Source organism: Stenotrophomonas sp. C3(2023), assembly GCF_032911385.1.
Classification (GTDB): domain Bacteria; phylum Pseudomonadota; class Gammaproteobacteria; order Xanthomonadales; family Xanthomonadaceae; genus Stenotrophomonas.
Genome location: NZ_JAWJLO010000001.1, coordinates 1356647 through 1381854 on the forward strand (window position 1 = coordinate 1356647; position 25208 = coordinate 1381854).

The following is a 25208-nucleotide window of genomic DNA, read 5'->3' on the forward strand; positions in this document are numbered from 1 at the left end:
GAGCCCGGCACTACGGGCCACGAAGCCGTCCGGTGCAGCGAAGAGCGGGGCTCTGCCCCGCTGGGGTGATGCAGCACAGCGCGAGGTGCCGGGCAGAGCCCGGCACTACGGTCCACGAAGCCGTCCGGTGCAGCGTAGAGCGGGGCTCTGCCCCGCTGGGCTTCCACGTGCCGGGCAACGCCGGCACGTGGCAGGGGTTGGTCAGAACTTGTAGTTCACGCCGATCTGGAAGCTGCGGCCCCATTCCACCGTCTCCAGCGGACGATCCTTGCTGCCGGCATAGGTCTCGTACTTGGAGTTGGTGAGGTTGCTGCCCTGCAGGAACAGGCTCAGACCGGCCATCGGGGTGCTGTCGCCAAAGCTGTACCCGATCTGCGCATCCAGCACGTCCTCACCCTTGACGTAACGCAGGGTGCGGGCGCCATTGAAGTTGCCGATCTCGCCGATGAAGTCCGACCGCTTGCGCTGGTTGAGGCGCACTTCAAAGCCACTGTTCTCGTAGTACACCGTGAAGTTGTACACGCGCTTTGACAGGCCCGGCAGCATGATCGGGCCGGTGCCCACGCTGGAAGTGGTGGCCGGATCCGGCGGGATGGAGATGTCGCTGTCGTTGAAGCCGGCGCTGGCCACCACGCCGAACCCGCGCAGTGCGTCGGTGAACAGGTCCAGCGGCAACGAGGCGGTCAGTTCCGCACCGCGCAGCACGCCGCCCTTGCCGTTGAACGGCGCGGTGTAGGTGCCGGTCTTGTCCACCACGACACCCGGCGGCAGGCTGATCGCGTTGGCTTCCAGCCAGGCGTCCACCTGCTGGGTGAAATCATAGCCGTCGCGCTTTTCGGTGTAGATGTAGGTCTTGAGGTCCTTGTAGAACAGGGCCGCCGACACATAGGCCTTGTTGCCGAAGTACTTTTCCCACGACAGGTCGATGGCGTTGGCCTTCCATGGGTCCAGGTTCGGATTGCCGCCGCTGGCGCCCGGAATGCCGGTGCCGGTGTCCACGCCGAACTCCATCGAGGCGCGCAGTTCGTCCACGCGCGGGCGCGCCACCTGACGGGCCATGGCGAAACGCACGGTGTTCTCGGCGGGCAGTTCGAAGGCCAGGTTGAGGCTGGGCAGGATGTCGATGTAGCTCTTGCCGAGCTCGATCGGAATGACCTGGCTGCCCACCGGCTGGCCACCGTCCCAGTAGTTGGAGCGCGAGGACTGGTCCACGTGCTGGGCCTGGATGCCGATGTTGCCGCGTACCGGCACCGAGCCGATCTCGGTGTTGATGTTGAAACGCAGCCAACTGGTGGTGATCTTCTCGTCCACCGTCCACTGTTTGGGAATCAGATAGCTCTCGGTATAGGTGGGATTGAACACCATGTACCGGGCGACCGCGGCGGGCACGTTCCAGGCGGGAATCGAGCCGAGGCCGGCGAATCCGAGGTTGACCGGCGCGTACTGCAGGTCATCGGCGATGCTGCTGATGCCCTGTGCGCCGAGGTTGATGTTGCCCTCGGCCTGGCGCTTGTTCTTGCTGCGGTCGGCGCGGTTGACGCCCAGGTCCACATCGGAGAACCAGGTCAGACCTTCCGGTGCCGGCAGGGTGGCGGCCAGCTTGAATGCCTTCAGTTCGTCGTCCACGTGTGGGGTCTTGCCGTAGCCCGAACCGTAGATGGTGTTGGCCAGGAACAGCTGGCTCGGGTCGGAATAGTCCCGCCCGGGGGTGAAGGTGGGGAACTTGCCGCCGAAGTTGAAGGCGACCGAGTCCAGCTGCGGCGCCGGCAGGCGCTGCAGGTTGCTCTCCAGATTGGTCTCGTCGCGCTCGGCCTTGGACCAGCTGACATCGGCCACCAGCTTGACCTCACCAACGGTGAACTCGTTGTTCCAGCCAAACGCCTTGATGCTGTCCTCGCGGTGGTTGTACATGCCGCGTACCAGCGGATAGACGTTATGCGCCACGCCGCTGACGATGCTGCCATTGGGATTGACCACCACGTCGGTCAGGTACAGCGGATCGTAACCGCCGTTGAAGCCGCCCAGATGGATTTCCAGCTGGTTGGCGGTATCGTATTCCTTGGCCTTGGTGTAGAAGGTGTCCAGCGTGCTGGTCCAGGCGTTGTTGGGCCGGAACTGCAGGGTGGCCATCACACCGTCGCGCTTGGCATTGCCGGTGCGGCGCAGGGCTTTGATGCCGTCGGAGTAGTAGGTGCCAGCGGCTACACCCGGGCGCCAGTTGTCGCCCAGCTGCTGCCAGGGCTCGTACAGACCCACCTGGTTTTCCTGCTTGGACATGTCCGAATGGGCGTAGCCAATCGCCAGGCCCAGGGTGCCGTCGGCGAATTTGTCGACGTAGCTGAAGTTGATGCGGTTGCCGTAGGCATCCTCACCGGCTGCTTTGCCCAGCGAGTTTTTCTGATAGCGACCGCTGAGCGAGATCACGCGATCGGAAAAACTCAGCGGGCGCACGGTCTGCATGTCCAGCGTGCCCGACAGGCCCTGGCCGACGAGTCCGGCATCCGGGGTCTTGTAGACGGTGACGCCACTGATCAGTTCAGACGGGTACTGGTCGAACTCGACGCTGCGGTTGTCACCGGTGCTGACCATCTCGCGGCCATTGAGCAGCGTGGTGGCGAAGTCCGGGGACAGGCCGCGCACACTGATGACCTGGGCGCGACCGGCAACACGCTGGGCGGCAAGACCCGGAAGACGGGCAATCGACTCGGCGATGCTCACGTCCGGCAGCTTGCCGATGTCCTCGGCCGAAACGGCTTCGACGATGGAGGTGGCGTCGCGCTTGACCGAGATGGCGCTCTCGATGCCACGTCGGATGCCGGTGACCTGGACGGTGTCCAGTTCAGTGGCACGGGCCTTGGCGGCGTCCTCATCGGTGCGGGTGCTGGCCGTCTGGGCCGAGGCCAGCACAGGCGACATCGCAACGGCCAGCGCAAGACTCAGCGCGCTGCGCTTGTGGTTCAACATATCCCCTCCCAGGCAATGTTGCCGGTCTGATTGTGGTCCGCATCGCGGTGATGCGGGTCGCGGCGCGGTGGCCGCTGACTGCGTGGCTATGGTAGGCAGCGCGTCATCGGTGCAAACGGTCCTGCATACGTATTCAATGGCGTTACAGGCGCTGGAATCGTTTCCAATCTGCGGAAGGATCAGGGCAGGGCGACAAAACGGATGGCCTGGCCACCGCCGGGTGCCAACTGCAGCGTCAGCGCATCTGCCGAGGTCACCTCCCGCGTTTCGCGCACGAACGCAAACGGGTTGTCCTGGTAGTGTGCGCCGGGGCCATCGCGGTAGATCTCCGCGCGGTAACGCACACCCGGTTCAAGGAAGCCCAGCGACACCGGCAGCACCCGTCCGTTCTCATCGGTGATGCTGCCCAGATACCAGTCACGGCTGTTGCGATCGCGGCGCGCGAAGGTCACGTAGTCGCCGATCTCGCCGTTGAGCACGTGGCTCTGCTCCCAGTCCACCGCCACATCCTCGATGAAGCCGAACGCCTCGCGATGGGCCATGTAGTGCTCGGGCAGGTCGGCCGCCATCTGGATCGGGCTGTACAGCACCACATACAGCGCCAACTGGCGCGCCAGGGTGCTGGGAATGGGCTGGCCGTGGCGGCCCTTGAGGCTGAGGATGCCGGGGGTATAGTCCATCGGCCCGGACAGCATGCGGGTGAACACCAGGTTCACCTCGTGCTCGGGCGGATTGGGCGGCTGGCCCCAGGCGTTGTACTCCATGCCACGCGCGCCTTCGCGGCTGATCCAGTTGGGATAGGTGCGGCGCAGCCCGGTGTCCTTGATCGGCTCGTGCGGGTTCACCGAGAGCTGGCGACGCGCGGCTTCGCGCACCACCTTCAGATGGTGGCGGGCCATGAACTGGCCGTCGTGCCACTCGCGCAGCAGTGGGCCGCCGGCCGGGTTGCGGCGGTCGACCTGACCATCATCGCAGACATAGCCGGTCTTGAACTGGTCAATGCCCAGCCGCTGGTACAGATCCAGCGCAGCGGCGAGCTGGTCTTCATAATGCTCCACCGCACAGCCGGTCTCGTGGTGACCGACCAGCCGCACGCCCTTGCCCGCAGCATGGCGGGCCAACGCCTCGATGTCGAAATCAGCGGTCGGCCGGGTGAAATCGAAGTCGTACCCGTGGCCGACCCAGTTGCCGTCCCAGCCGGGATTCCAGCCCTCCACCAGCACACCGGCAAACCCGTGCGCGGCGGCAAAGTCGATGACCCTGCGGGTTTTGGCAGTGGTGGCGGCATGGCGCGGGCCGGTCGCCCAGCTCTCCTGGTCCAGATGCATCGACCACCACACGCCGAGATACTTGCCCGGCCGCACCCAGCTCACATCCCCCAGTGCGTTGGGTTCGTTGAGGTTGAGAATCAGGTCCGACTCGACCAGGTCACCGGCGCGGTCGGCGATCTGCACGGTGCGCCACGGCGTGGCAAACGGCAGGCTGCGGCGCACCTTCCAGCCCAGCGACGAGGGCGACAGCTGGGCGCGCAGGCGCTGCCCCTCCACCCGCCGCAGCCACATGCCGGCGTAGTCCACCAGCGCGGCCTCATGCAGCGCGATGTGCAGGCCATCGGTGCTGCGCAGGGTGATGGGGGTATGCACCTGTGGCACTTCGGCCAGCGGCGTGCGCTGGTAAAGGTATTCGTAGTGGATGGCCTCGCCGGCTGGAATCCACCAGGCGGTGGAGTCGGGCGCGATGGCGAACTCGGTCAGTTCCTCGTCGATGATCGCTTCGTCCATGCCGGGTTGGGCCGGAAACACGTAGCGCAGCCCGATGCCATCGTCGTAGGCGCGCACGACCACATCGAGCCGGCGCCTGCCGCCCGTGGCCTGCACCAGCTGGACGGTCAGCTCGTTGAAATGATTGCGGCTGTGCCGACGCTCACCCCAGGGCTGCTCCCAGGCTTCGTCTACCGTGCGCGTCTGCTGCCCAAGCAGCTGGAAGTCGCGGTCCAGCCGGCCATCGCGCAGTTCAAAGCCGAGTTTCGAATCGTCCACCACGGTCTGTCCCAGCCGCTGCACGCGGTAGCGCGCGGTGCCGCCTTCCACCTGCACCCGCACGCTGAGCACACCCGAAGGCGAACTCACCGTCGCCTGCTGCGGCGCGGCGGCAAGCAGCAGCGAGGGCCAGCTGGCGAGCAGCGCCAACAAGGCCCATACGCCGGCCCGCCGTGGAAAACACACAGATGCCATGGTCCCCTCCCAGGGTGATGCGATGGGCCGACCATAGCCGAGCGATCCGGCCCGGGGGCCGCCCTGGCGATGAATACGTATGCAGTTGCCGGTGCGGTGGCCTGCGCCGTCTACCATGTCGGGCAAGGTGGCTTGAGGGAGCCGCCGCGCCCCGTCAGCCGCACCGGCGGAGTCCTGCAAACGTGCATAGAGGGAGGGAGGCGTACGGGCGCGAGCCGGTCCGCCGCTTCGATGCTGAAGATCATCTGCCTGTCGGCCGCCATCGCGACCGCTCTGTTGGCGCCTGCGAAGGCGGCCGAACCTGATTTCAAGGCCCGCACCGCGTCGGCCCGCCCCACCGCCGAAGGGGGCTTTGTGCTGCACAGTGCCCAGGGCGATGTACGTATCGCCGCACAGTCACGCCGCACGCAGACCGCCAGCGTGCTGTTCGATGCATTGTTCGCGCTGGCCCAGCAGGAGATGCGGCAAGGGCAGGTGACCGCCATCGTCGATCCTGCGTTCAATCACGGTCAGCCGGTGCCTTGTGACTGCTATGACACCGGCGCGCGCTGGCCGTATGTGTGGACCCGTGACCTGAGCTTTGCCGCCGACCTGGCGCTGGCTGGTCTGGACCCGCAGCGCGTGCGCCAGGCCCTGCAGTTCAAGCTCTCCACCGCGCGCGATGGCAGCCCGGGGGTGTTTGTTGCCCAGGACACCGGCTCCGGTGGCAGCTGGCCGATCAGCACCGATCGTGTGGTGTGGTTCCTGGCGGCGGCCCACCTGCTCGACGACCATGCCTTCGCCGCGCAGACCTGGCAGGCACTGCAGGGCACGCTGGAACAGGACCGACGCAACGTGTTCGACGCGGACATGGGCCTGTACCGCGGTGAGACCTCGTTCCTGGACTGGCGCGAGCAGACCTATCCCGAGTGGACCCGGGAGGATGTGCGCTTCATCGGCGAGTCCTACGCACTGTCCACCAACGTGCTGCACTACCAGGCGCTGCGCCTGGCTGCCGCCCAGGCCCGCGCGCGCGGTGACGCTGGCGCGGCCCGCTATGAGAGCTGGGCCGACGCCCTGGCCACCCGCATCGATGCTGCCTTCTGGCGCGAGGACGCCGGCCAGTACATGAGTTACATCGGCGAAGCTGCGCATCCGGTGCCTTACGCCAAGTACGACCTGCTGGGCCTGTCGCTGGGCGTGCTGGCCGGCGTGCTGCCCGAGCCGCGTGCGCGCCGCGCCTTGGCTGCCTATCCGGTCGGCGAGGCGGGCAGTCCGGTGGTCTGGCCGCAGGAGGCGCAGCAGCCGATCTACCACAACCGTGCGATCTGGCCGTTCGTCAGCGCCTACGCGCTGCGCGCTGCGCGGAAACTCGATGACGCCCCGCGTATCGCCGCTGAAGTGCGTTCGCTGATGCGCGGCGCCGCGCTGGCCGGCTCCAACATGGAGAACTACGAGCTGGCCACCCAGGCGGTGCATGTCGATGAGGGCACGCTCAGCGGGCCGGTGGTCAATTCCAGACGCCAGCTGTGGTCGGTGGCGGGCTATCTGGCGATGGTGCGCGAAGGCATCTTCGGTCTGCAGGCCGACGGTTCGCTGCAGCCCAAGCTGCCGGTGGCACTGGTAGAGGAGCTGTTTGGTGCTGCTGACAGCATCACGCTGGAGGAGGAGGGTGGCGCGCGCTACGTGCTGTTGCGTCCGTCCACACTTGAGGGTGAGCTGCTGGTAGCCGGGTCGGTAACCCGAAACGGCCGCCAGACCACCGTACAGCTGGTTGCCGCGCCAATGTCGGACTCGCCGCTGGCGCGGCCGGCTGCTGCGCTGGCCCAGGCGCGTGCACCGCGCACGCCGCAGGCGCCGCAGCCCCTGCGCGTGGACGGTGCCTGGCAGGTCACGGTGCCCGAGGACCACGTGCTGTGGCAGGACGGCCGCGCGCTGCAGGCGCAGGGCGGTACGGTGCGTGTTGCCGACGACGGGATGCAGCACTGCCTCAGCCTGACCCGCCGCGAAGGCGCACTTGAATCCCTGCACAGCCCAACGCACTGCGTGGGTCCGCTGCAGCGCATGGCCGGCAGTCAGCGTTGGCAGTACGTGGCATCGGCCCCCATGCGCGTGCGCGTGCGCCTGGAGTACGAGAACCCGGTCGGGCCGATCAACACCGGCATCACTGCGGCGGTGAAACAGCTGCAGGTGAGCTGCGCAGGCAGGCCAGTGGTCGCGCACATGGTAACCATGCCGCACAGCGTGGCCGCCCAGCTTTCCACGGCTGTCGAGTTCGCCTTGCCCGCCGGGCGCTGTGAGATCGAACTGCGGCCCGGTTTCAACATGAGCGCCTTGACCCACTTTGCCCAGTACACCGGCGGCAAGGGGGGGGCGGACGGTGTCTACAACCAGGCCCAGGTGCACGCACTGCTGCTGGCACCGGTAGCCGCCGCGCAGGAGGTTCAATGAGCACTGTACCGATGCAGCGCGCTGCCAAGCCGCAGCTGTCGTTCTGGCAGATATGGAACATGTGCTTCGGCTTCATGGGCATCCAGTTCGGCTTTGCCCTGCAGAACGCCAATGCCAGCCGGATCTTCGAGACCCTGGGCGCGACGATGGAGGACGTGCCGGGGCTGTGGATCGCCGCGCCGCTGACCGGGTTGCTGGTGCAGCCGATCGTGGGCTATCTGTCCGACCGCACCTGGACGCGCTGGGGCCGGCGCCGTCCGTTTTTCATGATCGGCGCGGTGCTGACCACGCTGGCCCTGCTGGTGATGCCCAACTCGCCCACGTTGTGGATCGCGGCGGGCACCCTATGGGTGCTCGATGCTTCGATCAACGTCTCGATGGAGCCATTCCGCGCCTTCGTCGGTGACCAGCTGGCCCCCCGCCAGCGGCCCACCGGCTATGCGATGCAGAGCTTCTTCATCGGGGTGGGCGCCATCATCGCCAGCCTGCTGCCGTATCTGCTCGCCCACTTTGGGGTGGCCAACACCGCCGCCGCCGGGCAGGTGCCGGACACCGTGCGATACGCGTTCTATTTCGGCGCGGTCGTGCTGCTGGCCGCCATTACCTGGACGGTGTTGAGCACGCGCGAGTACTCGCCGCAGCAGCTTGCCAGCTTTGACGATGCAGAACCGGCCGCCGGCCACACGACCGAGCAGATCGCTTCGCTGCCCGCGCGCATGGCCGCCCTGACGTGGGTGATCGGCGGCCTGCTGCTGGCCGCGCTGATCGCGTGGCGGCAGGGTGACAGAATGCTGTACGTGCTGGCCGGTCTGTGCACGGCCTACGGCCTGCTGCTCGGCTTGGCACGCGTGCTGCCCGCCACCCACATGCTGGCCAGCATCGTGGGCGACCTGCGGCGCATGCCACTGACCATGCGGCGGCTGGCATGGGTGCAGTTCTTCTCGTGGTTCGCGTTGTTCGCGATGTGGATCTACACCACCGCAGCGGTAGCCGGCACGCATTTTGGTTCCAGCGATCCACAATCGGCCGCCTACAACGAGGGCGCCAACTGGGCCGGCGTGCTGTTTGGCGCCTACAACGGATTCGCCGCGCTGGCCGCCCTGCTCATTCCGTTGCTGGTGCGCGCCATTGGCCTGCGCTGGAGCCATCTGGTCAACCTGTGGCTGGGCGGCGCGGGTTTGATCTCGATGATGTTCATCGACGATCCACGCTGGCTGCTGCTGTCGATGCTGGGCGTGGGCTTCGCCTGGGCCTCGATCCTGTCACTGCCCTATGCGCTGCTTTCCGACAGCGTGCCTGCACGCAAGATGGGCGTGTACATGGGCATCTTCAATTTCTTCATCGTGATCCCGCAGCTGGTGGCCGCCAGCGCGCTCGGCTTTGCCCTGCGCGTCTGGCTGGGCGGCCAGCCGATGCACGTGCTGGTGCTGGGCGGCTGCAGCCTGCTGCTGGCCGGGCTGTGCGTGCTGCGGGTTCCGACCCGACCGGAGGTGGTGTGATGCGTGCGTGCCTGGCTGTGAGTGTCTCCCTCGCGTTGCTGGCAACGCCCGCGCTGGCCGCCGAGCGCGCCGAGTACATCGGCACGCGCGAGCCGTTCGCCAGCGATGCGGTGTATTTCGTGGTCACCGATCGTTTCGTCAACGGCGACACGCGCAATGACCATCGTGACCAGGGCGGCGCGCACCCCACCTTCGATATCCCGGTGCCATGCCCGGACAAGGTGGACGGCAACATCGGCTACCTCGGCGGCGACTTCCGCGGCGTGCTCGACAACGCTGCCTACATGCGCGCGCTCGGCTTCGGCGCGGTGTGGATCACGCCGATCGTCGACAACCCCGACCAGGCGTTCACCGGCAGCCGCCCGATCAGCTGCACCAGCACGCTGACCGACCGCGGCAAGACCGGCTACCACGGCTACTGGGGCGTCAATTTCTACAAGGTGGACGAGCACCTGCCCAGCGAGGACCTGCAGTTCGCCGATCTCACCGCTGGCCTGCATGCAGCCGGTTTGAAGGTGGTGCTGGATATCGTGGGCAACCATGGCTCGCCGGCGTGGACCATGCCGCAGGCGCAGCCGCAGTTTGGCCAGGTGTTCGATGCGCAGGGCCGTCTGCTGGCCGACCACCAGAACCTGCCACCGCAGCAGCTTGACCCCCAGCACAACCCGCTGCACGCGTTCTACAACAACGTGGGCCCGGTGGATGGCAAGGACGGCTCGATCTTCGACGGCAACCTGGCCGAGCTGGGCGACTTCAACCAGGACAATCCGGCCGTGATGGAGTACCTGGTCGGGGCGTACCTGCAGTGGGCCGGGCAGGGCGTGGATGCGCTGCGCATCGACACCATCGGCTGGATGCCGCACCGCTGGTGGCATGAGTTCGTGCGCCGCATGCGCGCTGAGCATCCGGGCATGTTCATGTTCGGCGAGGCCTTCGACTACGACGCGGGCACCATCGCTGAACATACCTGGCCGGCCAATGCCAACGTCAGCGTGCTCGATTTCCCGCTGCGCGGCGCGCTGGAACAGGTGTTCGGCACGGCCGGCAAGGGCTTTGAAACGCTGGGCGAACCGCTGCACCTGCAGGGCGGGCCCTATGCCAATCCATACGAGCTGATGAGCTTCTACGACAACCACGACATGCCGCGCCTGCAGGCCAGCGATGCCGGCTTCATCGACGCGCACAACTGGCTGTTCACCGCACGCGGCATTCCGGTGCTCTACTACGGCTCGGAGACCGGCTTCATGCGCGGGCGCGCCGAGCATGCCGGCAACCGCGCCTACTTCGGCCAGCAGCGCGTGGACGCTGCCCCGACCAGCCCGATCTTCGGCCCGCTCAAGCGCATTGCCACGCTGCGCCAGCGCACCCCTGCGCTGCAGCGCGGCCTGCAGGTCAATGAACGCCTGCAGGGCGACCAGGCCGTGTTTCTGCGCGTTCTGCAGCACGGTGATATCCAGCAGACCGCGCTGGTGCTGTTGAACAAGGGGGATGCGCCGGCCCGGATGCGCGTGCAGCGTTATCTGCAGGCCGGCCGCTGGCAGGACGCGCTTGATGGCGGCAGTCAGCAGGTGCGCAACCAGCTGGAGACGGAGGTGCCGGCGCACGGCGTGAAGGTATTCGTGCTCGATGCGCCGGTGAAGCAGCCTGCATTGCAGCGCGTACTGGATGCGGCCATGCAGGACCAGCGCGCCCGCGACGTCCGCCTGGGCCGCTGAGCGCCTGCTGTAGCCGGGCTGGCCGGTGACGTTCGTGGGTCGTCACCGGTCCCGCCACCGGCCCGGTCATGGGATCACCCTGCGCAGGTAGAATGGGCCGCCACACCCTGCCTGGACCTGCCTGATGAACGAACTGCCGCCGCAATCCCCGCTGGAAATCCTGCTGGGCAAGGCCATGGCAGGCGAACTGCCGATCAAGGCCTTCATGCAGGCCTTCGTCGCCTCCGAAGTCGTGCTGCTCACCGGCAGCCTGGTCACGCCCGACGGCACTGGCTTTGATCCGTTGCTGTTCGACAAGCAGGGCACACTGCACGTGGCCGTCTTCACCGACCCGGCGCGCGTGGGCATCCACGCCCAGCAGGCGCCGCACCAGCTGCGCTGGCAGATGATCGACGTGCTGCACCGGGTGCCGGCCGGGTACGGCGTGGTGGTCAATCCCGGTACCTCGCTGGGTTTTGAGATTTCCCCCGGTGGCGTCGGCGAGATACTGCGTGACTTCGCCGGCTGAGCGTAGTGCCGGGCTCTGCCCGGCAACGTGCGCCAGTTTGGGCATCTGAGTCTGCACCTGCACAAGCTGACACGTGTCACTTGTCGCAAGGCGTCATATCGCCAGAATCATCAGCACGGACCGGCAATGACTGACCGGCCTCCCGCGCACAAGGATTCCCGCTCATGCTTTCGCAACTGCTTGCGCAGACCCCGATCTGGGTCTGGGTGCTTCTTGTCTTCCTGATCACCCGCGGCATCGCCGCGATGAAACCCGGCGAAACCGCGCTCGGCAAGCTGCTCATCGTGCCGGCGCTGTTCACCGTGTGGGGCATCTGGTCGCTCAGCACCCGCTACGGCGCGGCGCCAACTGCGTGGGGCGAATGGCTGGCCGGCATCGCCGTCGGCATGGGGCTGGGCTGGGCGCTGCTGCGCCGCGCCACGCTGCGGATCAATCCGTCCACCGGTGCGCTCTGGCGCAGCGCCGATTACAGCCAGCTGCCCCTGCTGCTGGTCACCTTCCTGGTCAAGTACGGTTTCGAAGTGGCCTTCGCCGTATCGCCCGCACTGGCTGGCAGCGGCGGCTTCAGCGCCGCCTACCTGCTGTCCTCGGGCCTGTTGACCGGCATCTTCATCGGCAAGTACTGCCGCTACCTTGCGGCGTCGCGCCAGGCAGCGGTGCCTTCGGCCGAGGGCATGTCACTCTGAAACGGGCTCGACACAGCGCTGCGGTGCGGTGCCGCCGACGACGAATGCCTGCACGGACGTGCTGAAGCAGTGCGGTGCCACCAGCGGAAGCAGGTGCGCACCGCGCTCGACGGTATGGAACTGCACACTCCCCGCCCGGGCCAGGATCGCTGCATGTTGCCGGGCACTGGCGTAGCCGGTGTTCGGGTCCAGCGTACCGTGCACGACCAGCGTGCGCGGCAGGCGCTGAGGGCTTTTGCCGAACCAGGCATCGCGCGGATAGCGCGGAACGGTGCCGCCGACCAGCAGGCCGGGAATCGGGCTGACGAACAGCGCGTCCCGGGCTTCCTCATCGACCATGGCCTGGGTCAGCGCTGGCCGCGCGTTGTTCTCCGAGGCTGAAACCAGCATCACCAAGGGCAGCGCGGGCTGGTTGTCGCCGCTCTGGCCCAGTGCCGCCAGTGCCGCGTGCCAATCGCCGACGGTAGCGGTCAAGGCGGTGGTATCGCCGTCGCCCAGGCCCGCTATGATCTGCGGCATGCGCTCGCGCAGTGCGGGAAAACTGAGCAGTGCGGCGAAGAAGCGCCGCAGGTCACCGCCGGGCACGTCCTTCTGCCACGCTGCATCCTTGACCGTAAGCAGCGTCCGGTAACGGGACAGGCTGGCGGCATCCAGACTCTGGCGGCCAACGTCATCGACCAGCGCCGTGCGTCGGCTCAGGTCCCAGATGTCGGTGGCTTCCGGCGGTACCAGACCATCGAGGATCAGACCGTCCACCGCCAACTCGTTGACCTGCAGCGCACGCAGGGCAAGCTGGGTGCCGTAGGACACGCCGTACAGCAGCACCTGTCCGCGTTCGTGCGCGCCGGCCATCAGTACGCCCAGATCGTGCGCGGCCTCGGTAATGGAGAAGGCCGAGGTGCGCGGCAGATTTGCGTACATCGAGCCGATGCACGAGCTCCACTCGCTCCCGGCCAGGCCGGTGCCCTCCGGGCTCTGAGGGGCTTCCTCGGCCGGGCAGATCCGCGTTGACCGGCCCGTACCACGGTGGTCGGGGATCACCAGGTCGTAACCGGGAAACGCCTTCTGGTAGGTCGGGATGGAAGGGTACAGCGATGCGCCGGCCTCACCCGGACCGCCGGAGAGCAGCCAGACTTCGCCGCGGTGGGCGACGGCGGTGTCGGCCGGAATGCGCCGCACGAACAACGTGATTGCCTCGCCGTCCGCTTCGGCATGGCGCAGCGGCACCTCCACCGTCGCGCAGTGCGCGCCGCGCAGCAGCGGCGATGGGTCGTCGGGGCAGGCCATCACCTGCGGCCTGGCGGCCAGCGCCATCATCGGAGAAAGCAGAAGTATCATCGCCCACAACGCTTTACGACCCATCTGCCATCCCCTGGCGTTCATGAGCCGCTACGATGATCGCAGCAGGGACTGCTGGCGCATGCCGGAAGTCACCCGGCAGCCGCGGGCCGATTGAATGTCCTCACGCATTTCACCCGGCAGCGGCCACACTGCACGGCCGGGCACCCTCCAGGCGTGCCGCTTGCAGCCGGCAGGAGCGCACGCATGTCCAACCCGTCCTTTGGTGAAGCCTCATGTGCTGCCGCAGCCCTTGGCTGCGTTGAAGTGCGCGGCGCGCGCGAGCACAACCTGAAAAACGTCGATGTCTCCATTCCGCGCAATGCGCTGGTGGTGTTCTCCGGCGTGTCCGGTTCGGGCAAGTCATCGCTGGCCTTTGGCACGATCTACGCCGAGGCGCAGCGGCGCTACTTCGAGTCGGTGGCGCCCTACGCGCGACGGCTGATCGACCAGGCCGGCGTACCCGACGTGGATGCCATCGATGGCCTGCCGCCGGCGGTGGCGCTGCAGCAGCAGCGCGGTGCCAGCAATGCGCGTTCCTCGGTGGGCAGTGTCACCACGCTCTCCAGCCTGGTGCGGATGATGTACTCGCGCGCAGGGGCCTATCCGGCGGGACAGCCGATGCTCTACGCCGAGGACTTTTCGCCCAACACCCCGCAAGGGGCGTGCGGCACCTGCCACGGGCTGGGCCATGTATACGAGGTCACCGAGGCGCTGATGGTGCCCGATCCCTCGCTGAGCATCCGCGAGCGTGCCATCGCCTCCTGGCCGCCGGCGTGGCATGGCCAGAACCTGCGCGACATCCTGGTCACGCTGGGCTACGACATCGACATTCCCTGGGAAAAGCTGCCAAAGAAGGACCGTGACTGGATTCTGTTCACCGAGGAGTCGCCCAGCGTGCCGGTCTATGCAGGCTTCACCCCTGCCGAAACCCGCGCCGCGCTCAAGCGCAAGCTCGAACCCAGCTACATGGGCACCTACACCGGCGCGCGCCGTTATGTGCTGCACACCTTCGCCAACACCCAGAGCGCGCTGATGCGCAAGCGCGTGGCGCGCTACATGCAGGGCCAGCTGTGCCCGACCTGCCATGGCAAACGCCTCAAGCCCGAGGCGCTGTCGGTAACGTTTGCCGGCATCGACATAGGGCAGTTCCTGCGCTTGCCGCTCGATCAGCTGGCCGCGCTGCTGGAGCCCATCGCGCGTGGTGATTTCAGCGCGCACCACAGCGGCGCGAAAGGCAGAAAACGCGCTACCGGCGATGACCGGGCCAGGCGCGCGGCCAGTGGCCGCCCGACCCACGCCGGTGCGCCGGATGTGCGGCTCACCTCGGCCCTTTCAGAAGAAAAACGCGTTGCCGCGCAGCGCCTGGCCAGTGGCGTAATGGCGCGCATCGAACAGCTGCGTGGTCTGGGGCTGGGCTATCTTTCATTGGACCGTGCCACGCCCACACTCTCTGCTGGCGAGCTGCAGCGACTGCGGCTGGCCACCCAGCTGAGCTCGTTGCTGTTCGGCGTGCTGTATGTGCTCGACGAGCCCTCGGCCGGGCTGCACCCGGCTGACAGCCAGGCGTTGTACGACGCGCTGGAGCGGCTGCGCGACGGTGGCAACTCGGTGTTTGTGGTCGAGCACGACCTGGAGCTGATGCGCCGTGCGCAGTGGTTGGTGGACGTGGGGCCCGACGCCGGCCAGCACGGCGGCCGCGTGCTCTTCAGCGGCAGGCCGGAAGGTCTGCGCAGCGTGCCGGAGTCACGCACGGCCGCCTATCTGTTCGACCAGGTGCCCGCACCGGCCAGCCGCCAGCGCAGTGCGACGCGCTGGCTGGAACTGCGCGGCATTCATCGCCACAACCTGCGTGGGGTCGACGTCCAGGTGCCGCTGGGGCTGCTGACCGCCGTGACCGGCATCTCCGGTTCTGGCAAATCCAGCCTGATGGCGCAGGCATTGCCCGAACTGATGCTGCTGCACCTGGGGCATGAGCCGGTGGAGGAGGCCAACGAGGGCGCGCAGGCCGAGGGTCCTGCGATGGTCGAGCTGACGCAGGGGCGGCTGGCCGGTGAGGTGGAGGCTATCCAGCGGGTGGTACAGGTCGACCAGAAACCCATCGGACGCACGCCGCGTTCCAACCTGGCCACCTATACCGGTCTGTTCGACCATGTGCGCAAGCTGTTTGCCGCCACCCCGGCGGCACGCCGCCGCCGCTTCGATGCAGGCCGCTTCTCGTTCAACGTGGCCAAGGGCCGCTGCGACACCTGCGAGGGCGAGGGCTTTGTCAGCGTGGAGCTGCTGTTCATGCCCAGCGTTTACGCGCCGTGCCCTGCCTGCCATGGCGCGCGCTACAACGAGGCCACCCTGAAGGTGCAGTGGCAGGGGCGCAACATTGCCGAGGTGCTGCAGATGACGGTGGACGAGGCCAGCGCCTTCTTCGACGCGCAGGAGCCCATCGCGCGCCCGCTGCAGCTGCTGCAGGAGATCGGTCTGGGCTATCTGCGCCTGGGCCAGCCGGCCACCGAGCTGTCAGGCGGCGAGGCGCAGCGCATCAAGCTGGCCACCGAACTGCAGCGCAGCCAGCGCGGCCGCAGCCTGTACGTGCTCGATGAGCCGACCACCGGCCTGCACGCCTCCGATGCCGACCGGCTGCTGGTGCAGCTGCAGCGGCTGGTGGAGGCAGGCAATACGGTGGTGATGATCGAGCACGACATGCGCGCGGTGGCGCAGGCCGATTGGGTGATCGATGTCGGCCCGGGTGCGGGCGGCGCGGGCGGCACCATCGTGGCCAGCGGCACGCCGCAGCAGGTGGCCGCTGCCAAGGACAGCCGCACGGCGCCCTATCTGGCGCGGGAGCTGTCGCGCAGCGCCTGAAGCGGGCAGGGGCGTGGGCGGTGCGGCCGAGTGCATCTGGCCACGCCGGCTCAGCCGGTACGTAACGAAGACTCCCGCACCACCACCTTCACCGCGATGCTGCGCCCTTCGACCGGCTCGCCGCTGATCTGCGCCAGCAGGGTTTCCACCAGCAGCTGACCGGCCTGCTTGGTGTCCTGCTGCACGGTGGTCAGTGCAGGGGAAACCGAAGCGGCCAGCGGAATGTCATCAAAGCCGGTCACCGCGATGTCCTGCGGCACGCGCAGACCGGTGCGCTCGCGCGCGGCGGCGCGCAGGGCACGCAGCGCCCCGATGGCGATCAGGTCGCTGGCCGCGCAGATGGCATCAAAGCGTGCGCCGCTGGCCAACAGCGCCTCGCACGCCGCGTGGCCTGAATCCTCGGTGGTGATGGCATCGACCTGCAGCGACGGCTCGGCCGCCAGGCCGTGTTCGGCCAGTGCGTGCACATGGCCGCGGTAGCGTTCCTGGAACTCGGGATAGTGGCTGGAGGCATGCCCGAGGAAGGCGATGCGGCGGCAGCCCTGCGCAAGCAGGTGGGTGGTGATGTCCGCACCGCCCTGGAAGTTGTCACTGCCGATCGAGACGCCGGGCTGGTCGGGCAGCGAGGCGCCCCAGCGCACGAAATGCGTGCCTTGTTCCACCAGCCGCTGCAGGCGTGCCAGCGCCAGGTGGTAATCACCGTAGCCGAGCAGGATGAGCCCGTCGGCCTTGTTGGCATCTTCGTAATCGGTATGCCAGTCGGTGGACAGCTGCTGGAAGGACACCAGCAGGTCGCGCCCATGCAGGGCGCACGCGCGGGTGATCGAGCCCAGCATCGAATGGAAGAACGGGTTGATCAGCGAGTCGTCCGGGGTCGGGTCCTCGAACAGCAGCAGCGCCAGCGTGCCGGCATTGCGCAGGCGCAGGCTGGAGGCACTCTTGTCGACCTTGTAGTTCAGCTCGCGGGCAATGCGCAGAATGCGCGCGCGTGTTTCCGGGTTGACCATCGGGCTGCCACGCAGGGCGCGCGACACCGTGGGCTGGGAGACCCCGGCCAGGTGAGCGATATCCAGCGAAGTGGCCTTGCCTTTGATGGTCATGGAGCGGAACGCGCGCGGTGCAGTGTGCGCATGATGCCATGGCCGTCGGTGGGGCCGGCCGTGTCGGCGGGCAGCGATGACCCACACGGCACTGCCCGATGCGCCGGAACACCTCAGCCGCCGGGCGCGGGTCAGTGACCGGGGTGGCGTCGGCGGCCACCTGGACATGCAGCGGGACAGGTCGTTCTGCCGTCTGGCTCGCCTGCCGCGTCGGCCGCAGCACGCGTGGCGCTGGACGGCGCTCGGGCCGGGGCGTGCAATGCTAGACTGACCCGTTCTGGCATTCCCCCATCAGCGGGGCAGCCGGGCCTCCAGCGGTCACCACGCCGCTGTAGTATGGCCGGGACTGCCCTTGGACAACGGACGAACACACCTATGGCGCGCGGCATCAACAAAGTCATCCTGGTCGGCAACCTCGGCAACGACCCGGACGTGAAGTACACCCAGGGCGGCATGGCGATCACCCGCATCAGCCTGGCCACCACCAGCGTCCGCAAGGACAAGGATGGCAACCAGCAGGAGCGCACCGAATGGCACCGCGTGGTGTTCTTCGGCAAGCTCGGCGAGATCGCCGGCGAGTACCTGCGCAAGGGCAGCTCGGTCTACGTCGAAGGCAGCATCCGCTACGACAAGTACACCGGCCAGGACGGCGTGGAGAAGTACTCCACCGACATCATCGCCGATGAAATGCAGATGCTGGGCGGTCGTGGTGAAGGCGGCGGCGGTGGTGGTGGCAACTACGGCGGCGATCGTCCGCAGCGCCAGTCGGCCCCGCGCCAGGAGTACGGCGGTGGCGGCGGCCAGCAGCGTGGTGGCGGCCAGGGCGGCGGCTACAACCAGGGCGGCAACCAGGGCGGCGGCTACGGCCAGCAGCGCCAGCAGCCGCAGCAGCAACAGTCCGCGCCGCCGATGGACGATTTTGCTGACGACGATATTCCGTTCTGATCGCCTGCGGGCAGAGCGAACAAAGACAGAGAACCCCGGCCAGCCGCGCGCTTGCCGGGGTTTTTCTCAAGCGCTGTCTGACAGGCGGGCGCAGCGGTGCCGTACAGCTGTGCGCACGGGGCAACGCTGTGACGACCAGGGGTCGTCACCTGCCGAAGCCGGGCGCGTCGCGCGTGGCATCGGGCACGGGCGGCTTCGACAGGGGTAGGTGACGACCGTTGGTCGTCACGCTCCAGCGCCCGGTCCAGTTCCCGGGCTCGTACGCGCTATCATCAGTGTCGTAAATGACAAGACTGTTCCAGCCAGCAAAGCCGCGCCTGATCATGGTTGTGGGCTTCAACGGCGAGTACGGCGTTCGGTTTTGACGCTGGTGGAGGGTTTTACGTAGCGTTGCCGCCGTTGCCGACGTATCGGTAACCGGGTTTAGCGGCCCGAAGCAGCAAGACACCCGTCCGCCTTGGCTTCCAGGGTGGCCCCTTCGGCTGCCTTCGAGGAATGCACATGCATGCAGCGCCTGTCTCTTCCCGTTCTGCGGTTTCTCCTCTGACTGATCCCGACCTGCATCGCGCGCTGGACCGGTGCGCACAGGTCGCCTCGGCGCTGCGTGCGCTGGCCGAACTGCTGGCGCCCGCCGAAGCCATCACGGCGGTCGGCCGCGACGATCTGGCGATGCTGCTTGCCCTCGTGGGCGAATCGCAGTGGCCCTTGCGCGAACAGAGCGCCGATCTGGTGGCGGCGCGCAGTGCGGTGGTCGATCTGATCGGCTGTCGACAGGAACTGGAGGGCTTGACCCGGCGCGACCTGCGTGCGCTGGTGGGTGCGCTGGCGCAGGTGCAGGCCGAGTCGGTGGTTGCCTTGTCACGCGCAGCGCAATAACGGTCGTGGTTTCACAGCGCGCTGATGTGCCACAACGAAGCAGTACTCGTGTTCATGCGTTGCGCGAAACCGAACGCTGCACTGCGGCATAATTCTGATTCTGTCTATTGCAAGAAATGGAGCTGTACATCCATGAGGAACGTTGGGAAGAAATACGCCGGGGCCCTGCTCGGGGCGACCCTGGCACTGGCCGCACTGGCCGCAAACGCAGCAGACAAGCCTGCTGCGGGCGAAGCGACCGGCGGCAAGTCCAATGCGCGCTGGTATTACCTGGGAACCGACGGTGAGGCCGAAACCTATATTGACCGTCAGCAGCGCCCGCAGCGCAATGGCGACACGGTGACCGTGTGGATCCGCACCACGCTCGACCGTATTCCGGATGATCTGAAGGTTCACCCCCATACCCGCTACATGGACGTGCAGTCGCGCTATGACTGCCGCCAGCACACGGTGGCGCATCTGAAGAGCAATGAGATCAGTGCGGACAATGTGTATCTGGGCGGGGAGATGACGCCGCTGGCGCCGGTGCCGGTGAACCCCGGTACGCGCAATGCTGCGGTGATGAGCGCGGTCTGCGAGAGTCAATGATCGCGTGACAGTGCTGATGGCTTGACTGGCCCTGTCACCAGAACCCCGGCTGGCCGCCCGCCTGCCGGGGTTTTTGTTTCCGCGTCCAAGGTGTCGGGTGGCGTGTAGAGCGGGGCTCTGCACCGCTGCCGAGGTCCAGCGAAGGCGTGAGGTGCCGGGCAGAGCCCGGCACTACATGGGTGCGCGATGATGAGGTGCCCGGCAGCGCCCAGCCCGATGCGGGTTCAGCCGAGGTCGCCCAGGCGTGCCTGCAGGGCGGCAATGGCGGCCAGGCCGGCCGTTTCGGTGCGCAGCACGCGCGGGCCCAACTGCAGCCCCTGAAAGCCGGCCGCGGCGAGCTGGTCGCGGTCGCGGGGGGACCAGCCGCCCTCCGGCCCGATGGCAATCACGATGCCACCGGCCGGGGCGGGCTGCAGGGTGGACAAACGGTGCTGCCCCTGCGGGTCCAGCGTCAGGCGCAGGGTGTCCGCAGGCAACGCTGCGCTTGCCGCTGCCAGCGACTGCGGTGCGTGCACGGCAGGAATGCGCGCACGCCCGGATTGGCCGCAGGCCGACTGCACCACGTTGTTCCAGTGCGCGACGCGTTTTTCCGCCCGCGCCGCATCCAGCTTCACCTCGGTACGTTCGGCGTTGACCGGCAGGATCTGCGCCACGCCCAGTTCGGTGGCCTTCTGCAGGATCAGGTCCATCTTCTCGCCACGGGCGATGCCCTGCAGCAGCAGGATCGGCAGCGGCGACTCGTTTTGCAGCGCTTCGGCACGTTCGATGCGCACGCTCACCTCCCGCTTGCCCGCCGACAGCAGGGTGGCGTGGTAGTCGTGACCGTCGCCGTTGAACAACACGCAGGCATCGCCTTCGCGCAGGCGCAGCACGCGGGCGAGGTGATTGGCCGCCTCTTCGGGCAGCAGCAGGGTCTGGCCGGGTTGCAGCGGAACGTCGATGGGGCAGCGGGTGATGCGCATGCGGAGCCTCAGGGTGCGGGCCGGCGCAGTGACCGGCAACAGGTTCAGAAATCATCGGGCAGCGCCTGCCCTTGTTGAAGACGCTGCAGTATGGACAGCGGCGCGCGTGCCGGTGCAGCCCAACCGCAGCCGTCTCTGCTAGCATTTCCCGTTCATGAACAAGATGCTGCCTGTGATCATTCTATCGGTCCTGACGGGAGTTGCCGCGTGACGCGCCCGCTGCCGATCATCCATCGCATCGAGGACGAGGAGAACGGCCCGTTCCAGCGCCAACACCTGGACCTGGAGTTCTCCAATGGCGCGCAGCGCCGCTTCGAGCGTCTGGTCAGCCGCGGCCATGGCGCGGTGGTGGTGGTACCGATGCTCGACGCCGAGACGGTGCTGCTGGTGCGCGAGTACGCCGCTGGCGTGCACCGTTATGAGTTGGGGCTGGTCAAGGGGCGCATCGACGCAGGCGAAAGCCCGGTGCAGGCTGCCGACCGCGAACTCAAGGAAGAGGCTGGCTACGGCGCGCGCCGACTGGATGTGCTGCGCGCCATGACCCTGGCCCCCACCTACATGAGCCATCAGTCGTGGCTGGTGGTGGCGCGCGACCTGTACCCGGAGAAGCTGGTCGGCGATGAGCCCGAAGAGCTGGAAGTGGTGCCGTGGAAGATCGCCGAACTGGACAGGCTGATGCTGCGCGAGGATTTCTCCGAAGGGCGTTCGTTGGCCGCGCTGTTCATCGCGCGCCAGTGGCTGGAAGGTGGTGCGTGAGCCTCCTGCGGACACACGCACGATGACTCACGCTCGCCTGACCACCGACCTGCGGGAAACGGTGATCGCCATCGCCCACGAAGCGGCGGCGGCCATCATGCAGGTCTACGCCAGCGGTTTTGACGTCACGATCAAGGACGACGACAGCCCGGTCACCGCGGCCGACCTGGCCGCGCATGCGTGCATCGCGCGCGGTCTTGCGCAGTTGACCCCGGACCTGCCGATCCTCTCGGAGGAGTCCGAGCATGCCGACTGGGAAACGCGGCGTCATTGGGGCGCCTATTGGCTGGTCGATCCGCTCGACGGCACCCGTGAGTTCATCAAGCGCAACGGCGAGTTCAGTGTGAACATCGCGCTGATCTACCAGGGCGCACCGACCTTCGGCGTGGTGCTGGCGCCGGTGACCGGCCTGGTCTGGCACGCCATGCGCGGTGAGCAGGCCTACCGGCGGCAGGGGCTGCATGACACCGTGCTGCGCACGCGGGCACCGGCGGCGGCGCCGCTGCGGGTGGCCGCCAGCCGCTCGCACCGCTCGGCGCGCACTACCGCGCTGCTGGAGCGCATGGGGCCGATTGAAACCGTGGCGCAGGGCTCGTCACTGAAGTTCTGCCGGATTGCCGAGGGCGATCTGGATGTCTATCCCCGACTGGGGCCGACGTCCGAATGGGACACCGCGGCCGGCCAGTGCGTGCTGCACGCTGCCGGCGGCGCGGTGCTCTCGGCGGCCAGCGGCAAGCCGTTCCGCTATAACCGGCGGCCCACCCTGTTGAACGAAGATTTCATCGCCCTGGGCGATACCCACCTGCCGTGGCGTGACTGGTTGCCACCGGCCGCAACCGACGAGGAACCGGCGTGATCGACGAGTGCACCGGCACGGAGAGGGAAGACGCGAGCGCGCAGCTCGGGCGCCTGCTGGCGATCATGGCGCAGCTGCGCACGCCCGGCAGCGGCTGCCCGTGGGACCTGCAGCAGGATTTCTCCACCATCGCGCCCTACACCATCGAGGAAGCCTACGAGGTGGCCGATGCCATCGACCGCGGCGACCTCGATGACCTGTGCGATGAGCTGGGCGACCTGCTGCTGCAGGTGGTGTTTCATGCGCGCATGGCTGAAGAGCAGGGTGCGTTCGCGTTCGCCGATGTGGCGCGCGCGATCAGTGACAAGATGATCCGCCGCCACCCGCATGTCTTTGCCCAGCTCGACGTGGATGGCGCCGACGGGGTGATGCGCAACTGGGATGCGATCAAGAAAGCCGAGCGCGCAGCCAAGGGCGAGCGGGACACCTCGGCACTGGCCGGCATCTCCGCCGGCCTGCCCGAATGGCAGCGGGCGGTGAAGCTGCAATCGCGCGCGGCGCGCGTCGGCTTCGACTGGCCCGGCCCGCTGCCGGTGCTGGACAAGGCGGCCGAAGAGCTGGCCGAGCTGCGCACCGAGTTCGAGCGCGGCGCGGTGGCCGACAACAAGGCACGGCTGCAGGAAGAGCTGGGAGACCTGCTGTTCGTCTGCGCCAACCTGGCCCGGCACGCGCAGGTGGACCTGGGTGCCGCGCTGCGTGGCGCCAATCTAAAATTCGAGCAGCGCTTCCGCGACATGGAAGCACAGGCTGCCACTGCGGGCACGGCGCTGGAGACGCTGGGCCTGGAGGCGCAGGAAGCGCTGTGGCAGCAGGCCAAGGCCCGCCTGCGGTGAAAACCTTCGGTTTGTTCCTGCTGACCGCGCTGGCCGAAATCGTCGGCTGCTACCTGCCCTGGCTGTGGCTGCGCCGCGACGGCAGTGCGTGGTTGCTGCTGCCGGCCGCCGCCAGTCTGGCGTTGTTTGCGTGGCTGCTGACCCTGCACCCCACGGCCAGCGGTCGTGTCTACGCCGCCTACGGCGGTGTCTACATCGGCTCGGCGCTGATGTGGCTGTGGCTGGTCGACGGCATCCGCCCCAGCCGCTGGGACCTGATGGGCGTAGGCCTTTGCCTGGCCGGGATGATGGTGATCATGTTCGGCCCGCGCACGGCCTGACCACCTGCGGCACAGGCGGGGTATGCTGCGGACTGGACGTCTGCAGATAAGGAAAGCCTGTGTTCCCGACCATGTTCTTCACCGTGGTACTGGCCTTTGTGGCCATCGTGATCCTGTTCAAGGCCGTGCGCATGGTGCCGCAGGGCTACGAGTGGACGGTCGAACGTTTCGGCCGTTACACCCACACCATGGGCCCCGGCCTGCATTTCCTCATCCCCATCGTCTACGGGGTAGGGCGCAAGGTGAACATGATGGAGCAGGTACTGGACGTGCCCAGCCAGGAAGTGATCACCAAGGACAACGCGGCCGTGCGCGTGGACGGGGTGGTGTTCTTCCAGGTACTCGATGCGTCCAAGGCTGCCTATGAGGTGGCCAACCTGGAAGTGGCGATGATCGCGCTGGTGCAGACCAACATCCGCACCGTGATCGGCTCGATGGATCTGGACGAGTCGCTGAGCCAGCGCGAGGTGATCAATGCGCAGCTGCTGAGCGTGGTGGACCATGCCACCAACCCGTGGGGGGTGAAGGTCAACCGCATCGAGATCCGTGACATCCAGCCGCCGCGCGATCTGCTTGATGCAATGGCGCGGCAGATGAAGGCCGAGCGCGAGAAGCGCGCGCAGATTCTGGAAGCCGAGGGGTCGCGTCAGTCCGAGATTCTGCGGGCCGATGGCGAGAAGCAGGCCACGGTGCTGGAAGCCGAGGGCCGTCGCGAGGCGGCATTCCGCGATGCCGAAGCGCGCGAGCGTCTTGCCGAGGCCGAGGCCAAGGCAACCCAGGTGGTGTCGGCGGCCATTGCCGAAGGCGACGTGCAGGCGATCAATTACTTCATCGCGCAAAAGTACGTTGAAGCGTTCAAGGAGCTGGCGACTTCGCCGAACCAGAAGCTGGTGCTGATGCCGATGGAGGCCAGTGGCGTGATCGGTTCGATTGCCGGTGTGGCCGAGCTGGCCAAGCAGGCGCTGGCCAGCCAGGAGGAGAAATCCACCCGCACGCCGCCGCGGCTGGGAGGCTGACATGCGCTGGGAGGTCGTCGGCTGGGGGGCGTTGGCGTTGTTGCTGTTCGCGGCCGAGGCGCTGGCGCCGGGTGCATTCATGCTGTGGATCGGCATCGGGGCGGCGGCGGTCTTCCTGATCGTGGCGCTGGTACCGGGCATCGATCTGCTGTGGCAGGTGGTGGCGTTTGTGGTGCTGAGCGTGGTGGCGATCCAGTGTTACCGCACGTGGTGGCGTCCGCGTGCGCGGGCCAGTGATGCGCCGCTGCTGAACCGGCGCGCCGAGCAGCTGGTCGGGCGGGTGGTGCCGCTGACGCGCGGCAGCGAGAACGGGCAGGGTCGGGTGAGCATCGATGATGCGTCCTGGCAGGTGCAGGGGCCGGTGTTGCCGGTGGGCACGCTGGTGAGGGTGGTGGCGGTGCAGGGCACGGTGCTGGTGGTGGAGGCGGCGAGCGGCTGAGCCCCTCGTGGCACCGGCTACAGCTACGCAACAGCTACAGCAACAGCTACAGCAACAGCAACAGCAACAGCAACAGCAACAGCAACAGCAACAGCAACAGCTACAGCGGTTCGTGGGGAGGCCGGGCGGGATGGGTTCGCGGGGGACGCCGTAAATCCGTCCATGGAGGCTTGTGTCCGCCCATCCAGGGCTCCCACACCCCCGCAACCCCAAACCCCCCCCCCCTGGTTAACTCGGCGCGAGTGCGGGGCACCGTAAAAAATTAAATTAAAAACCGATAGGGA

General features: G+C 67.3%; 20 protein-coding genes. 15 read left to right on the forward strand and 5 right to left on the reverse strand.

The annotated features are described in order from the left end of the window. Positions 1 to 201 precede the first annotated feature (201 nt). The gene (locus RZA67_RS05940; protein ID WP_317211713.1) at positions 202 to 2964 is read right to left on the reverse strand and encodes a TonB-dependent receptor; all 2763 of its coding nucleotides are present in this window, start codon (positions 2962 to 2964) and stop codon (positions 202 to 204) included. Positions 2965 to 3143: 179 nt separating this feature from the next. Continuing rightward, positions 3144 to 5198, reverse strand: coding sequence for a glycoside hydrolase family 97 protein (locus RZA67_RS05945; RefSeq protein WP_317211715.1), 2055 nt, complete (start codon positions 5196 to 5198; stop codon positions 3144 to 3146). Positions 5199 to 5429: 231 nt separating this feature from the next. Between RZA67_RS05945 and RZA67_RS05950 the strand changes: the two genes are divergently transcribed. The 5 genes from RZA67_RS05950 (at position 5430) to RZA67_RS05970 (ending at position 12036) form a co-directional block, all read left to right on the forward strand. Then, positions 5430 to 7628 (forward strand): Six-hairpin glycosidase-like protein, encoded by a 2199-nt coding sequence (locus tag RZA67_RS05950; protein ID WP_317211716.1) that lies wholly within the window; start codon positions 5430 to 5432, stop codon positions 7626 to 7628. Positions 7629 to 7639: 11 nt separating this feature from the next. Then, positions 7640 to 9127: an MFS transporter gene (locus RZA67_RS05955; protein ID WP_317213918.1), complete on the forward strand. Its 1488-nt coding sequence runs from the start codon at positions 7640 to 7642 to the stop codon at positions 9125 to 9127. Next, on the forward strand, positions 9127 to 10842 hold the full coding sequence (locus tag RZA67_RS05960) for an alpha-amylase family glycosyl hydrolase (protein ID WP_317211717.1): 1716 nt from the start codon (positions 9127 to 9129) through the stop codon (positions 10840 to 10842). The genes RZA67_RS05955 and RZA67_RS05960 overlap by 1 nt, the downstream gene beginning before the upstream one ends. Positions 10843 to 10966: 124 nt before the next feature. Then, complete coding sequence (locus RZA67_RS05965) at positions 10967 to 11350, forward strand: SseB family protein (protein WP_317211718.1); 384 nt, start codon at positions 10967 to 10969, stop codon at positions 11348 to 11350. 164 nt (positions 11351 to 11514) lie between these two features. Next, on the forward strand, positions 11515 to 12036 hold the full coding sequence (locus RZA67_RS05970; protein WP_317211719.1) for a DUF6622 family protein: 522 nt from the start codon (positions 11515 to 11517) through the stop codon (positions 12034 to 12036). Here the strand turns inward: RZA67_RS05970 and RZA67_RS05975 are convergent. Continuing rightward, positions 12028 to 13419 (reverse strand): alpha/beta fold hydrolase, encoded by a 1392-nt coding sequence (locus RZA67_RS05975; RefSeq protein ID WP_317211720.1) that lies wholly within the window; start codon positions 13417 to 13419, stop codon positions 12028 to 12030. The genes RZA67_RS05970 and RZA67_RS05975 overlap by 9 nt on opposite strands. Before the next feature lie 162 nt (positions 13420 to 13581). Here RZA67_RS05975 and RZA67_RS05980 point away from each other — a divergent pair, with 162 nt between their 5' ends. Next, on the forward strand, positions 13582 to 16233 hold the full coding sequence (locus RZA67_RS05980; protein ID WP_317211721.1) for an excinuclease ABC subunit UvrA: 2652 nt from the start codon (positions 13582 to 13584) through the stop codon (positions 16231 to 16233). 50 nt (positions 16234 to 16283) lie between these two features. On the opposite strand, the gene RZA67_RS05985 is transcribed toward RZA67_RS05980, so the two are convergent. Then, entirely contained in the window at positions 16284 to 17333 is a 1050-nt protein-coding gene (locus RZA67_RS05985; protein WP_317211722.1) for a LacI family DNA-binding transcriptional regulator, read from the reverse strand. 375 nt (positions 17334 to 17708) lie between these two features. Here RZA67_RS05985 and RZA67_RS05990 point away from each other — a divergent pair, with 375 nt between their 5' ends. The 3 genes from RZA67_RS05990 (at position 17709) to RZA67_RS06000 (ending at position 19742) form a co-directional block, all read left to right on the forward strand. After that, the gene (locus RZA67_RS05990; protein WP_317211723.1) at positions 17709 to 18278 is read left to right on the forward strand and encodes a single-stranded DNA-binding protein; all 570 of its coding nucleotides are present in this window, start codon (positions 17709 to 17711) and stop codon (positions 18276 to 18278) included. 501 nt (positions 18279 to 18779) lie between these two features. Beyond that, positions 18780 to 19154 (forward strand): hypothetical protein, encoded by a 375-nt coding sequence (locus RZA67_RS05995; RefSeq protein WP_317211724.1) that lies wholly within the window; start codon positions 18780 to 18782, stop codon positions 19152 to 19154. Positions 19155 to 19286: 132 nt separating this feature from the next. Further along, entirely contained in the window at positions 19287 to 19742 is a 456-nt protein-coding gene (locus RZA67_RS06000) for a surface-adhesin E family protein (RefSeq protein WP_317211725.1), read from the forward strand. 224 nt (positions 19743 to 19966) lie between these two features. Here the strand turns inward: RZA67_RS06000 and RZA67_RS06005 are convergent, their stop codons facing one another. Beyond that, positions 19967 to 20704 (reverse strand): 16S rRNA (uracil(1498)-N(3))-methyltransferase, encoded by a 738-nt coding sequence (locus RZA67_RS06005; RefSeq protein WP_317211726.1) that lies wholly within the window; start codon positions 20702 to 20704, stop codon positions 19967 to 19969. 207 nt (positions 20705 to 20911) lie between these two features. Here RZA67_RS06005 and nudE point away from each other — a divergent pair, with 207 nt between their 5' ends. The 6 genes from nudE to RZA67_RS06035 all read left to right on the forward strand — a co-directional run bounded on the left by nudE (position 20912) and on the right by RZA67_RS06035 (position 24924). Beyond that, positions 20912 to 21460: an ADP compounds hydrolase NudE gene (gene nudE, locus RZA67_RS06010; RefSeq protein WP_317211727.1), complete on the forward strand. Its 549-nt coding sequence runs from the start codon at positions 20912 to 20914 to the stop codon at positions 21458 to 21460. A gap of 22 nt (positions 21461 to 21482) precedes the next feature. Next, complete coding sequence (cysQ, locus tag RZA67_RS06015; protein WP_317211728.1) at positions 21483 to 22316, forward strand: 3'(2'),5'-bisphosphate nucleotidase CysQ; 834 nt, start codon at positions 21483 to 21485, stop codon at positions 22314 to 22316. A 65-nt stretch (positions 22317 to 22381) separates the two neighbouring features. Next, on the forward strand, positions 22382 to 23149 hold the full coding sequence (mazG, locus tag RZA67_RS06020; RefSeq protein ID WP_317213919.1) for a nucleoside triphosphate pyrophosphohydrolase: 768 nt from the start codon (positions 22382 to 22384) through the stop codon (positions 23147 to 23149). After that, complete coding sequence (locus RZA67_RS06025; RefSeq protein WP_317211729.1) at positions 23146 to 23469, forward strand: YnfA family protein; 324 nt, start codon at positions 23146 to 23148, stop codon at positions 23467 to 23469. Before mazG ends, RZA67_RS06025 begins: the two co-directional genes overlap by 4 nt. A 71-nt stretch (positions 23470 to 23540) precedes the next feature. Then, the gene (locus RZA67_RS06030; protein ID WP_317213920.1) at positions 23541 to 24485 is read left to right on the forward strand and encodes an SPFH domain-containing protein; all 945 of its coding nucleotides are present in this window, start codon (positions 23541 to 23543) and stop codon (positions 24483 to 24485) included. A 1-nt stretch (position 24486) separates the two neighbouring features. Further along, positions 24487 to 24924, forward strand: coding sequence for an NfeD family protein (locus tag RZA67_RS06035; protein ID WP_317211731.1), 438 nt, complete (start codon positions 24487 to 24489; stop codon positions 24922 to 24924). Positions 24925 to 25208 lie beyond the last annotated feature (284 nt).